The 11,597-nt window shown below is 58.7% G+C and carries 14 protein-coding genes; 7 read left to right on the top strand and 7 right to left on the bottom strand.

What is annotated here, in order from left to right:
* Positions 1-13: 13 nt before the first annotated feature.
* From surA to ACTG1K_RS06825, 5 genes are read left to right on the top strand one after another with little or no spacing between them, the layout of a single operon-like run.
* Complete coding sequence (gene surA, locus ACTG1K_RS06845; protein WP_440004989.1) at positions 14-1,312, top strand: peptidylprolyl isomerase SurA; 1,299 nt, start codon at positions 14-16, stop codon at positions 1,310-1,312.
* Positions 1,312-2,307, top strand: a complete 996-nt coding sequence (pdxA, locus tag ACTG1K_RS06840) for a 4-hydroxythreonine-4-phosphate dehydrogenase PdxA (RefSeq protein ID WP_440004988.1) — start codon at positions 1,312-1,314, stop codon at positions 2,305-2,307. The genes surA and pdxA overlap by 1 nt, the downstream gene beginning before the upstream one ends.
* A complete protein-coding gene (rsmA, locus tag ACTG1K_RS06835; RefSeq protein WP_005339016.1) occupies positions 2,297-3,109 on the top strand; it encodes a 16S rRNA (adenine(1518)-N(6)/adenine(1519)-N(6))-dimethyltransferase RsmA in 813 nt (270 codons plus the stop codon). The genes pdxA and rsmA overlap by 11 nt, the downstream gene beginning before the upstream one ends.
* Before the next feature lie 4 nt (positions 3,110-3,113).
* Entirely contained in the window at positions 3,114-3,476 is a 363-nt protein-coding gene (gene apaG / locus ACTG1K_RS06830; RefSeq protein ID WP_150998434.1) for a Co2+/Mg2+ efflux protein ApaG, read from the top strand.
* Positions 3,477-3,482: 6 nt separating this feature from the next.
* Positions 3,483-4,304 (top strand): symmetrical bis(5'-nucleosyl)-tetraphosphatase, encoded by an 822-nt coding sequence (locus tag ACTG1K_RS06825; RefSeq protein WP_005358331.1) that lies wholly within the window; start codon positions 3,483-3,485, stop codon positions 4,302-4,304.
* Positions 4,305-4,423: 119 nt separating this feature from the next.
* Here ACTG1K_RS06825 and ACTG1K_RS06820 read toward each other — a convergent pair whose 3' ends face one another.
* The 3 genes from ACTG1K_RS06820 to ACTG1K_RS06810 all read right to left on the bottom strand — a co-directional run bounded on the left by ACTG1K_RS06820 (position 4,424) and on the right by ACTG1K_RS06810 (position 6,487).
* On the bottom strand, positions 4,424-4,924 hold the full coding sequence (locus ACTG1K_RS06820; RefSeq protein ID WP_021231934.1) for a 2TM domain-containing protein: 501 nt from the start codon (positions 4,922-4,924) through the stop codon (positions 4,424-4,426).
* A 123-nt stretch (positions 4,925-5,047) separates the two neighbouring features.
* The gene (locus tag ACTG1K_RS06815) at positions 5,048-5,494 is read right to left on the bottom strand and encodes a bleomycin resistance protein (protein WP_193557492.1); all 447 of its coding nucleotides are present in this window, start codon (positions 5,492-5,494) and stop codon (positions 5,048-5,050) included.
* A 3-nt stretch (positions 5,495-5,497) separates the two neighbouring features.
* A complete protein-coding gene (locus ACTG1K_RS06810) occupies positions 5,498-6,487 on the bottom strand; it encodes a luciferase-like monooxygenase (RefSeq protein ID WP_335820242.1) in 990 nt (329 codons plus the stop codon).
* Between the two features lie 305 nt (positions 6,488-6,792).
* Between ACTG1K_RS06810 and ACTG1K_RS06805 the strand changes: the two genes are divergently transcribed.
* Together ACTG1K_RS06805 and ACTG1K_RS06800 are read left to right on the top strand one after the other, a co-directional pair.
* The gene (locus ACTG1K_RS06805) at positions 6,793-7,122 is read left to right on the top strand and encodes a hypothetical protein (RefSeq protein WP_019444893.1); all 330 of its coding nucleotides are present in this window, start codon (positions 6,793-6,795) and stop codon (positions 7,120-7,122) included.
* Between the two features lie 101 nt (positions 7,123-7,223).
* Complete coding sequence (locus ACTG1K_RS06800; RefSeq protein ID WP_103250442.1) at positions 7,224-7,565, top strand: hypothetical protein; 342 nt, start codon at positions 7,224-7,226, stop codon at positions 7,563-7,565.
* A 183-nt stretch (positions 7,566-7,748) separates the two neighbouring features.
* Here the strand turns inward: ACTG1K_RS06800 and ACTG1K_RS06795 are convergent, their stop codons facing one another.
* The 4 genes from ACTG1K_RS06795 to rplU all read right to left on the bottom strand — a co-directional run bounded on the left by ACTG1K_RS06795 (position 7,749) and on the right by rplU (position 11,475).
* Positions 7,749-9,119 (bottom strand): YjiH family protein, encoded by a 1,371-nt coding sequence (locus ACTG1K_RS06795; RefSeq protein ID WP_005339025.1) that lies wholly within the window; start codon positions 9,117-9,119, stop codon positions 7,749-7,751.
* A gap of 366 nt (positions 9,120-9,485) precedes the next feature.
* On the bottom strand, positions 9,486-10,688 hold the full coding sequence (gene cgtA / locus ACTG1K_RS06790; protein ID WP_005339026.1) for an Obg family GTPase CgtA: 1,203 nt from the start codon (positions 10,686-10,688) through the stop codon (positions 9,486-9,488).
* A gap of 200 nt (positions 10,689-10,888) precedes the next feature.
* Positions 10,889-11,146 carry a 50S ribosomal protein L27 gene (gene rpmA, locus ACTG1K_RS06785; RefSeq protein WP_005339028.1) on the bottom strand — a complete coding sequence of 86 codons (258 nt, stop codon included), beginning with the start codon at positions 11,144-11,146 and terminating at the stop codon, positions 10,889-10,891.
* Between the two features lie 17 nt (positions 11,147-11,163).
* Positions 11,164-11,475 (bottom strand): 50S ribosomal protein L21, encoded by a 312-nt coding sequence (rplU, locus tag ACTG1K_RS06780; protein WP_005304210.1) that lies wholly within the window; start codon positions 11,473-11,475, stop codon positions 11,164-11,166.
* Positions 11,476-11,597: the final 122 nt, after the last annotated feature.

Genomic DNA, 11,597 nt, shown 5'->3' with positions numbered 1-11,597 from the left:
TTGAGAGATGGATATGAAAAAGACCCTGATTGCCCTGCTGACCGCGGGTATGTTTGGCGCCATGAGCCAGGCCGCACTGGCGGCCCCCGAGCTGATGGACAAGGTGCTGGCCGTGGTCAACAAGGACGTGGTGCTGTCCAGCCAACAGGACGCACTGGTCAACAAGGTAAAACTCTCCGCCCAGGAGAGCGGCCAGTCCCTGCCTGACGATGCCACCCTGCGCAAACAGGCGCTGGACCGTCTGATCCAGGAGAGCCTGCAACTGCAACTGGCGGAGCGCCAGGGGCTGAAGATCAGCGATACCCAGCTGGAACAGGCTATTCAGGGCATCGCCGCCGATAACAAGATGACCCTGGATCAGCTACGTGCCCAGCTGGCCCGTGAAGGGATGACCTATGCCCAGTATCGGGAAGAGGTGCGCCGCGAGATCCTGATGAACGAGGTACGCCGCAACCAGGTGCGCCGTCGCATCAACATCTCCGAGCAGGAGGTGAAGCAGGTGGTGGAGATCCTGAAGAAACAGGGTCAACAGCAGGATGAATACCACGTCGGTCATATCCAGATTGCCCTGCCGGACAACCCCACTGCCGCCCAGCTGGATGCCGCCAAGAGCAAGATCGAGCGCATTCTGGCCGCCCTCAAGCAAGGTGCCGACTTCCGCAAACTGGCCATTGCCGAGAGTAATGGTCCCAAGGCGCTGGAAGGGGGTGATTGGGGCTGGATGAGCCCGCAAGAGATGCCGACCCTGATGGCGGAAGCGGTGCAAGGTGCCAAGAAGGGCGACATCGTCGGCCCGCTGCGCTCCGGCGCCGGCCTGCACATCGTCAAAGTGTTCGACAGCAAGGGTCAGCAACAAGTGATGCAGACCGAGGTGAAGGCACGTCACATCCTGATCAAGCCCTCCATCATCCTGAGCGAAGAGAAAGCCAAGGGGATGCTGGATGGCATTCTGCACGACATCAAGAGCGGCAAGGCCAGCTTCGCCAGCATGGCGGAGAAGTACTCCGAAGATCCGGGCTCTGCGGTGCAGGGTGGCGAACTGGGCTGGTCTGATCCCAACGTCTATGTCCCCGAGTTCCGCGACATGGTCAACCGTCTGCAACCGGGCCAGATCAGTGCCCCGTTCCGTACCAGCCATGGCTGGCACATCGTGCAGGTGGAAGATCACCGCAGCCAGGATGCGACCGACAAGGCTCAGGAGCAGCGCGCCTACCAGCTGATCTACAACCGTCGCTTCGTGGAAGAGTCCCAGGCGTGGCTGGATGAACTGCGTGACGAAGCCTACATCCAGATCGAAGGAGCCGGTAGCTGATGAGCTGCCGTCGCCTTGCCGTTACCCCGGGCGAACCGGCCGGGATCGGCCCGGACTTAGTGCTGCAGATTGCCCAGCAGGATTGGCCCCACCAGTTGGTGGTGATCGCCGATCCGGCGCTGCTGCGCGAGCGGGCAACCCTGCTTGGACTCAGCATCGAGCTTGAGCCCTATGACGCAACCGTCCCTGCTCATCCGCAACGGGCGGGCACCCTGACCGTCTGTCCGGTCTCCCTCGGCGCCCCCGTGGTGCCGGGCGAGCTGAACGAAGGCAATGGCGCCTATGTGCTGGCAACCCTGCAGCGTGCCTGCGATGGCAACATGAGCGGCGAATTTGCCGCCGTGGTGACCGGGCCGGTGCACAAGGGGATCATCAACCAGGCCGGGGTCTCGTTCAGCGGCCACACCGAGTTCTTTGCCCAGCAATCCAACACCGCCGATGTGGTGATGATGCTGGCAACCGAGGGGCTGCGGGTCGCACTGGCGACCACCCATATTCCGCTGGCCTATGTGGCGATGGCCATCACCGAGGATCGCCTCGGCAAGGTGATCCGGATCCTCAATGAGGATCTCGCCACCAAGTTTGGCATCGCCAAACCCCGTATTTACGTCTGCGGCCTCAACCCCCATGCAGGGGAAGGTGGCCATCTCGGACGTGAAGAGATTGACGTGATCGAACCCGCTCTGGCCACGCTGCGCCAGGAAGGGATCGATCTGGTCGGCCCATTGCCGGCCGACACTCTGTTCCAGGAGAAATACCTCAAGGATGCGGATGCGGTACTCGCCATGTACCACGACCAGGGGCTGCCCGTGCTCAAATACAAGGGCTTTGGCAGTTCGGTCAATATCACCCTGGGGCTTCCCTTCATCCGCACTTCGGTGGATCACGGCACCGCGCTGGATCTGGCAGGCAAGAGCCTGGCCGATCCGGGCAGCCTTGTCACCGCGATTAACCACGCCATCAAGATGGTAGAGAAAAAAAGATATGAGCAGTAAGGTGCACATGGGCCACACGGCCCGTAAGCGTTTCGGTCAGAACTTCTTGCACGACCGGTATGTGATCGATCAAATCGTCGCCGCCATCAACCCGCAGCCGGGTCAGAATCTGGTGGAGATCGGTCCGGGTCTGGCCGCGCTGACCGAGCCGGTCGCCGCCCAGATGGACAAAATGACCGTGGTCGAGCTTGACCGGGACCTGGCAGCTCGCCTGCGCGAGCACCCGACCCTCAAAGACAAGCTGACCGTCATCGAAGCGGACGCCATGCGTTTTGACTTCGGCACCCTGATGGGTGAAGGCAAGGGGCCGCTGCGAATCTTCGGCAACCTGCCCTACAACATCTCCACCCCGCTCATCTTCCACCTGTGCGAGTTCGCTGATCGGGTAGAAGACATGCACTTCATGCTGCAAAAGGAAGTGGTGTTGCGTCTGGCCGCCGGCCCGGGCAGCAAGGCTTATGGCCGTCTGAGCGTGATGACCCAGTACTACTGCCAGGTGGTGCCGGTGCTGGAAGTGGGCCCGGGCGCCTTCAAACCGGCGCCGAAAGTGGACTCTGCCGTAGTTCGCCTGATCCCGCATAAAAATCCGACCATAGTCGCGAAAGACATTCGTTGTCTGAATCGCGTCTGTACCGAAGGCTTTGGCCAGCGTCGCAAGACCATCCGCAACAGCTTCTCCAACTTCATCACCGACGCCCAGCTGACCGAGCTTGGTATCGATGGCAACCTGCGCCCGGAGAATCTCTCCCTCGAGCAGTTTGTCATGATCGCCAACTGGCTGGCGGATCAGCAACAGGCCTGATCCTGTGGCACTCCCGCACATCGAGATCCGCCCATACCCCGTGTATGTGGCGGGCTCCAAAGACCCTTACCAGTTTCACTATCTGATCGAGATTGAGAATCTGGGGCCCGGCCCGGTGCAACTGCTGCATCGGCGCTGGCTCATCACCGATGCCAATGGCAAGATGCTGGAAGTGGCAGGCTCGGGCGTGGTCGGGGAACAACCCGTCATTGCCGAAGGTGAGACCTACCGCTACCAGAGCGGCGTGCCGCTGGCGACCCCGCTTGGGGTGATGGAAGGGAGCTATACCCTGCAAGATGGCTCTGGTCAGCAGTTTGAGGCGCCCATCGCCCCCTTCACGCTGGCTATCCCCAATATTATCAACTGAGGTTTCATGGCGAACTGTTTTGTCGGTGACATCCAGGGCTGTTACGACGACTTGCGCCGTCTGCTGGATCTTGCCGCGTTCGATCCCGAAAATGACGTGCTCTGGCTCTGCGGCGATCTGGTCGCCCGCGGCCCGGACTCCCTCAATACCCTGCGTTTTGTCAAAGGGCTGGGCAACCGTGCCGTTACCGTGCTCGGCAACCACGACCTGCACCTGCTGGCGGTCGCCGATGGCGTTGCACCGCTCAAGAAGAAAGACAAGCTGCAAAGCCTGATGGATGCCCCGGATCGGGATGAACTGCTGGAGTGGCTGCGCCACCGCCCGCTACTGGCCGAACATCCGGATCTGCCCATCATGATGGTGCATGCCGGGATTTCCCCCGCATGGGATGTCCGCACCGCGCGCAACTGCGCCCGCGAGGTAGAGAGCCTGCTACGCGGTGACCAGTACAGCTGGCTGCTGCACAACATGTACGGCGACCAGCCCGATGGCTGGAAAGATGATCTGGTCGGTATCGACCGCTACCGCTACATCATCAACACCTTCACCCGAATGCGCTTCTGCTATTTCGACGGTCGTCTCGACTTCAAATGCAAGAAGGGGCCCAAGGAGTCGACCCCGGGGCTGCGTCCCTGGTTCGAACAGCGTGAACACCATGTGGACGACCCCATTCTGGTGTTCGGCCACTGGGCAGCCCTGATGGGCAACACTGGCAAGAGCGATATCAAGGCGCTCGATACCGGCTGTGTCTGGGGCAACAGCCTCACCCTGTGGCGCTACGAGGATGATGCCCTGATCGCCACCCCCTGCCCGGTTCACGCCAGCTAGGGGGGACGCAGCAATCTGGCGGTCGCTGCCGCACGAATGGCCACAACCCGCTCCAATCACAAAGCCCGGCAATCTGCCGGGCTTGCTGTTTTAGGCTTCCTGTTTTCCGGCGAATGAAGTTACAACTTGCGCCCCAGCCGCTTCTCGATCTGGCGCCGCTCCCACTCGGGGCCAAACAGCTTGAAGGGCTGAAACACCCGAACAGCATGGGAGGCAAGTCCCAGCCCCCATCCCAAGGTTGGCCACCAGGCCCAGATGTACTCCGGATTGCTCAGGTAGTTGATGACAAACAGCCCGCAGATCACCACCACGTAGCTGGCGACATGGTGATAGAAGCCCTTGAGCTCCTCCACATAGCGCATTGCCGCCCGCTCCTCTGCCGATACCTGCACCGCATCCTGACCCATAGTGTCACTTCCTCTCATCTCGCGCTCCTGTTGCTCTGATCCATCCAGTTGAGCCACATCGAGTTCAAAGACGGCGGCCAGGGCCTTGAGAGATTCCAGTCCGGGTTGCTGCCCCTGCTCGATCCGCTGGATAGTGCGGACACTCAAACCAGTTAACGTTGCCAACTGATCCTGAGACCAACCCCGTTGCAATCTCAACTTCCTGACGATCATCTCGAACTCCTTGTGGTAATTGACAGGGCCAGCATAGGGCTTGCGCCACGAAAGGTGACACGACAGATGGCCGACATACATCTGACAGTCCTTTAAAATCAGATGGTTAAGATTTTGATCTTGTCAGTCAGCCGCTCGTTCCCCCAGATATTGCACAAACCGTAACAGATAACCATCGGGATCCTGCAGCAAAAATTCGCGCTGCCCGGCCAGCATCTCGCCCACTGGATACCAGACCTCAGTGGGCTGCCGGAAAAGTGCAATCCCGGCAGCCTGCAAGCGGTCGAGTAGCGGCTGGATCTCGGTCAGCTCCATCTGCAGATTGATTCCCCGACCGAACGGTGGCTCCAGCGCCCCGACCTGCCAACCCGCCGGATGTACCTGCTCCAGCATCAGTTGTACCTGTTGCTGCTCAAGATAAGCAAAAGGAGGGTCATCGCGCCGATAGCGGATCGAGAAGCCCAACAAACCGGTATAGAAAACCAGAGCTCGAGCCAGATCGGTAACCGACAGCTCCGGTACCATGGGATTCCAATACACTTCATCCACCGCGACAGTAGGGTTCGTCATGGCTTACAGGCTCTGCATCAGCTCGGCGGCAATCTCGAAAGAGCGCAGTCGGGCCTGATGATCGACGATGGGCCCATTGAACATCAGCTCATCGGCACGGGTTTCCGCCAGCAGCGCCTTGAGGCCATGACGAACCTGCTCCGGGTTGCCCACTAGCGAGCGGGCCAAGGTCTGCTCCATCGCCATCAGCTCACGGGGAGACCACTCATCGCCAAGCTGGACGATCGGCGCGGGCAGCTTGCCCGCATCACCGCGATGAAGGCGCAAGAACTGCTGCTGCACGGTAGTGAACTGGAAGCGGGCCTCCCGCTCGCTGTCGGCGGCAATCATGTTGATGCAGACCACCGCATGGGGCTTGGGCCAACGAGCGGAGGGGCGATACTGGCTACGGTAGATCTCCAGCGCTTGCAGCAACATGGCGGGTGCGAAATGGGAGGCAAACCCGAACGGCAAGCCCATCGCCGCTGCAAGTTGCGCGCTGTAGAGGCTGGAGCCCAGCAGCCAGATGGGCAGATGCAGCCCCTGACCGGGCACCGCCTGCACCGCGCCTATCTCGTCGCCAAAGTAGCTCATCAGCTCACGCACATCGGCTGGGAAATCATCCACCTCACCGCTGCGCATACGTCGCAGCGCCCGCATGGTGCGCTGATCGGTCCCGGGGGCGCGGCCAAGGCCGAGATCGATGCGATCCGGATAGAGCGAAGCCAAGGTGCCAAACTGTTCGGCAATCACCAGCGGCGAGTGGTTCGGCAGCATGATGCCACCCGCGCCGATCCGCAGGGTGGTGGTGGCCTCGGCCAGATGGCCGATCAGCACCGAGGTGGCGGCACTGGCAATGCCCGGCATGTTGTGATGTTCGGCCAGCCAGTAGCGCTGGTAACCCCAACCCTCGGCATGGCGGGCAAGATCCCGTGAACGGCGAAACGACTCGGCAGGCTCGGAACCTTCGGCAACAGGCACCAGATCGAGCACGGAATAGGGGATGGCAGACATGGGTCACTCCATTGATTTACAGGCCAGTAACAAGTGGGGCAATGTAGCACGGGATACCTGAATGAATCACTATCTCCTGCCACACTCTGCCTGCCAAGCGGCAGCAATCGAACGGAACAAATCTCAGGCAAGTATTGTTTGAACGCTCATCCTGCTGGCCGCGCATACCCGGGGGGGGCGTCATATTTTCTTACATTTGCGGGCTGGCCTGAGCGCCCCCGGCTGGTTATAACGGTGCCCCTATAGCGAAGGGGGAGCAATAGACTCCCCCTCACACGTTGTCACACCACCTGTTCAGGTTATCTATGTCAAAACATCTCGTTCTGCTGGGCGCGCTAACGCTCTCCGGCTGTGCCCTGTTGTCTCCCCCCGCCCCCACCGTCACCCCGGTGCACCTTGCCGATACCAGCCAGCGCGGCTTCTACATCGAGTGCAGCAGCATGAAAGCCTGCTTCCAGCAGGCCAACCAGACCTGCCCGCAAGGTTACAAGGAGACCGATCGTCGTCAGCAGACGCTCTACAGCACCCAGTATCTGGGGGGAAGCTATGACGACGAGAAGAAGGTCTACAAAGCAGCCAAGCCCTATCGCATCGCCAACACGGTCCACTCGCTGACCATCCAGTGTCCGATCTGAGCATAACGTCACGCTAACCCATACGGCGGCCGGCGCGGGATACCAAGGGTCCGGCCGGCACGCGACCACCCTTTTCTTGTCCCACAGAGCACGCGCCTTTTATGTCACAGAGAATTGTCCTGCTGGGCAGTATATTGCTGTCCGGTTGCGCCCCCGCCACTGTCACTGAGCTCACCTCCGCAGATTCCTCGCTGCAACGATTCGAGATCGAGTGCAGTGCGCCGGATGATTGCCAGCAACAGGCAAGCTTGAGCTGTCCGCAGGGCTATCAGGAAACCGATCGCAGCCAGCACACCTTCACCAAGGTTCAGATGAGCATGGGGGGCACCGACCCGATGAGGGGATTTAGCCCGAGCTTCCCCCAGATCAGCACCTACACCATCCATACCCTGCTGGTGCAGTGTCCCCGCAAGCCGGCACAGCCCCACCCGCAGGGACACTGATGAGCAAGGGCCCGCAGGCCCTTCTCTCTTGTTACCCACACTCAGCCCACGGCGAATGACCCACACCTTGCAAGGCAGGACGTTTTGCGAATAACCCGCGTAATCCATCAAGCCCGGAGAAAAGAGGAAAAGCCATAAAAAAACGGTCAACCGAGGTTGACCGTTTTTCACTGCGCTGCGCCCTTAGAACAGCAGGTGTGCCACCCCGGCAATAACCGGCAAGGTAACCAGAGTGCGCAGCAGGAAGATAACGAACAGCTCCCACAACTTGACCGGGATCTTGCTGCCCAGCAGCAGGGCGCCCACTTCCGACATATAGATCAGCTGGGTTACCGACATGGCGGCAATCACGAAGCGGGTCATGTCGCTCTCGATGGTCGAGGCCAGCACCGCCGGAATGAACATGTCGGCAAAACCGACCATGATGGTCTTGGAAGCCGCTTCCGCCTCCGGCAGTTGCAGCAGCTCCAGCAAGGGGACAAACGGAGCACCAAGCCAGTTGAAGATAGGGGTATGTTCGGCCAGCATCAGGGCACAGGTACCGATCGCCATTACCACCGGCAGCACGCCAAACACCATATCCAGTGCATTCTTCACCCCTTCCCGCGCGACGGCGCCGAGATCAGTCATGCTGTCAGCCTTGGTCAGGGCACGCTCGAAACCATAGCTCATCACGCTGTGTTGGTGCGGCACAGCTTCCTGCTTGCGGCACAGGGGGGTGCCATCGGCATAGATGTCCTTCTTCCAGCAGAGCGGTGGCAGACGCGGCACCACGATGGCCGCAACCACGCCCGCCAGACAGACGGTCAGGTAAAAGGGGACAAACATGTGCTCCAGCTTCACCTGGGAGATCACCACCAGACAGAAGGTGATGGAGACCGCAGAGAAGGTGGTGCCAATCACCGCGGCTTCACGCTGGGTATAGAACTTCCCTTCGTACTGCTTGCTGGTCAGCAGGATACCGACGCTGCCATCGCCGAGCCAGGAGGCAAAGCAGTCCACAGCCGAACGGCCCGGCAACCGGAAGACAGGACGCATGATGCGGGTCATCATGGTGCCGACAAATTCCAGCAGCCCGAAATCGAGCAGCAACGGCAGCAACAGGCCGGCAAAAATGAAGACCGAAAACAGCACCGGCAGCAGATCGTTGAGCACCAGTCCACCGGTTGCGCCGGAGTAAAGCACCTCTGGCCCCACCTGGAAGAAGGTCAGCAGCACGAAGATACCGCCCAATACCCGCACGCAGGCCCAGAAAGGGGAGACATTGAACAAACTGTTGAGGAAAGGACGACGCACCAGAATCGCTGGCTTGAACAGCCAGGCAATCACCGTCATCAGCATGGTGGTGGTGATCACCGCACTGACCATGGCGACCAGATAATCGGCAAAAACGCGCTGTACCAGCTTGGCCAGCACGGCCACCGGGATGGTGACGTTACCGTCATAGACGACCGGCGTCATGAACAGCAGGATCCCGATAAGTGACGGAACCAGAAACATCAACAAATTACGGCGAGTATTGACCGCAGGTGCTTCGAGACTCTTTTCCAACATGATATGACTGCCCTAATGTTACTTTTCCCTAGCTCGGCCAACCTGCGTATTCATGCATTAACCGGCAAAACGGGCGCAAGAATACTCTAAAAAAATGCACAAACAAGCCCTTAAGGCAGAAATCTGCGCATAAATATTTCCACAGGTAAACCTTCCATTAAAACAATAAGATACAGCGGCGCATATCGATTCAATCGACATCGCCAGATGATTGTTTCGTTATTGTTAATTTTGGTGGGCAGTATAATCGGTTATCAGTAGCAGGCAATAAGTGACATCACAAATATACCTAATGAGTTGCTGCTCGATAGACATAAAAAAACCGGAGCCTGTTCAGGCTCCGGTTTTCAATGAGAGTGACGGGGATCAGTCACGGACGTAGATGACTTCAACGCCATCATCTTCGTCGTCATCCCAATCGTCATCATCAAGCCCTTCATCGAAGGCAAGAGAGGCAGCCAGTGCTTCCGCTTCAGCCTTGGCCAACTGGTTCTTGTGGTAGTCGTCCCACTTGAACTCCACCTTCTCAATGGCGTCTTTGGCATCTTCCGCCAGCTGACGGGGCATGGTGTCCAGCAGATCCAGAATGTCGTAGCAGACCTTCTTGGTGCCTTCCTTGCTGATGGCAGTGATAGCATAGACCGGACCTTCGTGGTTCAGGGCCGCCTTGACGCGATCCATCACCTCCTGGGCTTCTTCTTCCAGGATCAGGTCCATCTTGTTAAACACCAACCAGCGCGGCTTGCCAGCCAGTTCCGGGCTGTACTTCTCCAGCTCCTTGACGATGGTCACGGCATTTTCAGCAGGATCGGAGCCATCAACCGGACAGATATCCACCAGGTGGATCAGCACGCGGCAACGCTCGAGGTGTTTCAGGAAGCGGATACCCAGACCTGCACCTTCGGCAGCGCCTTCGATCAGACCCGGGATATCGGCGATCACGAAGGAGCGGGAGTTCTCGCCACGCACCACACCCAGGTTCGGTACCAGGGTAGTGAAGGGGTAATCAGCTACTTTCGGGCGAGCCGCAGACACGGCGCGAATAAAGGTAGACTTGCCTGCGTTGGGCAGACCCAGCATGCCGACATCGGCCAGCAGCAGCAGCTCCAGCTTCAGGGTACGCACTTCACCCGGAGTACCGTTACTCTTCTGGCGGGGAGCACGGTTGACGGAGCTCTTGAAGCGGGTGTTGCCCAGACCGTGGAAACCACCTTTGGCAACCAGCAGTTTCTGCTCGTGGTGGGTCAGATCCCCCAGCAGTTCACCGGTATCTTCATCGGTCGCTCGGGTACCGACCGGCACACGCAGGATCTTGTCCTTGCCGCGGCGACCGGTACAGTTGGCGCTCTGGCCATTCTCACCGCGCTCGGCAGCATGGAAACGCTCGAAGCGGTAGTCGATCAGGGTATTGAGGTTCTCGTCGGCGATCAGATATACGTCGCCACCATCACCGCCGTCACCGCCGTCCGGACCACCGTTGGGAATATATTTTTCACGGCGAAAGCTTACACAACCGTTACCACCGTCACCGGCATCGACTCGAATCTGGACTTCATCAACAAACTTCATAGGTAACCGTCACCTTAATTCGAAAAACCGATACGCAATTATAGTGGTACAGACCCCTGCGGGCGATACGCATCTTGCCAATCATGCCCGTCAGAGCCAAAGTCAGCTGCGTTCCGTTTTTTCGTCAACGACATCAGAAAGACGTCAGAAAAACAAAAGCCCCGCCTGTTGGCGGGGCTTCGGATCCTTGCGGTCCGTAATTACTCAGCAACGATGCTAACGTACTTACGATTCAGCGGACCTTTAACTTCGAACAGGATTTTACCAGTCGCGGTTGCGAACAGGGTGTGATCCTTGCCCAGACCAACGTTGGTGCCAGCATGGAACTTGGTACCACGTTGACGAACGATGATGCTGCCAGCCAGAACTGTTTCGCCGCCGAAACGCTTCACGCCCAGGCGTTTAGCTTCAGAATCGCGACCGTTGCGGGATGAACCGCCAGCTTTTTTGTGTGCCATTTATCGGACTCCTCTAATTAAGCGCTGATGCCAGTGATTTTGACTTCAGTGAACCACTGACGGTGGCCCGCTTGCTTACGATGGTGCTTACGACGACGGAACTTGACGATAGTCACTTTCTCGCCACGGCCGTGAGCCACAACTTCAGCTACAACCTTGCCACCTTCAACGAAAGGAGCACCTACTTTAAAAGTGTCGCCTGCAGCAACCATCAGAACTTCGTTGAAGTCGATGGTAGCGCCAGTCTCAACGTTCAGCTTTTCCAGACGAACGATTTGACCTTCGGCCACACGGTGTTGTTTTCCGCCGCTTTGGAATACCGCGTACATTTGATTAACTCCGTAAAGGCATGTCTTTTGCTCAAGGCTAGACATGCGCAAAAACCTATAACAATGGGCGGGCATTCTACGCAAATCGATCTGCTCAGGCAAGGCCAATTTAGCAAAAAGTT

Origin of the sequence: Aeromonas sp. 102P (assembly GCF_051920345.1) — a bacterium.
Taxonomy (GTDB): Bacteria; Pseudomonadota; Gammaproteobacteria; order Enterobacterales; family Aeromonadaceae; genus Aeromonas; species Aeromonas veronii.
Note: the sequence above shows the minus strand (reverse complement) of the source record. Positions and strands in the feature narration are given on the sequence as shown.

Coding starts and splice junctions, on each gene's coding strand:
- surA (WP_440004989.1), top strand. CDS start 14: ATGAAAAAGACCCTGATTGCCCTGCTGACCGCGGGTATGTTTGGCGCC.
- pdxA (WP_440004988.1), top strand. CDS start 1,312: ATGAGCTGCCGTCGCCTTGCCGTTACCCCGGGCGAACCGGCCGGGATC.
- rsmA (WP_005339016.1), top strand. CDS start 2,297: ATGAGCAGTAAGGTGCACATGGGCCACACGGCCCGTAAGCGTTTCGGT.
- ACTG1K_RS06825 (WP_005358331.1), top strand. CDS start 3,483: ATGGCGAACTGTTTTGTCGGTGACATCCAGGGCTGTTACGACGACTTG.
- ACTG1K_RS06820 (WP_021231934.1), bottom strand. CDS start 4,924: ATGATCGTCAGGAAGTTGAGATTGCAACGGGGTTGGTCTCAGGATCAG.
- ACTG1K_RS06815 (WP_193557492.1), bottom strand. CDS start 5,494: ATGACGAACCCTACTGTCGCGGTGGATGAAGTGTATTGGAATCCCATG.
- ACTG1K_RS06810 (WP_335820242.1), bottom strand. CDS start 6,487: ATGTCTGCCATCCCCTATTCCGTGCTCGATCTGGTGCCTGTTGCCGAA.
- ACTG1K_RS06805 (WP_019444893.1), top strand. CDS start 6,793: ATGTCAAAACATCTCGTTCTGCTGGGCGCGCTAACGCTCTCCGGCTGT.
- ACTG1K_RS06800 (WP_103250442.1), top strand. CDS start 7,224: ATGTCACAGAGAATTGTCCTGCTGGGCAGTATATTGCTGTCCGGTTGC.
- ACTG1K_RS06795 (WP_005339025.1), bottom strand. CDS start 9,119: ATGTTGGAAAAGAGTCTCGAAGCACCTGCGGTCAATACTCGCCGTAAT.
- cgtA (WP_005339026.1), bottom strand. CDS start 10,688: ATGAAGTTTGTTGATGAAGTCCAGATTCGAGTCGATGCCGGTGACGGT.
- rpmA (WP_005339028.1), bottom strand. CDS start 11,146: ATGGCACACAAAAAAGCTGGCGGTTCATCCCGCAACGGTCGCGATTCT.
- rplU (WP_005304210.1), bottom strand. CDS start 11,475: ATGTACGCGGTATTCCAAAGCGGCGGAAAACAACACCGTGTGGCCGAA.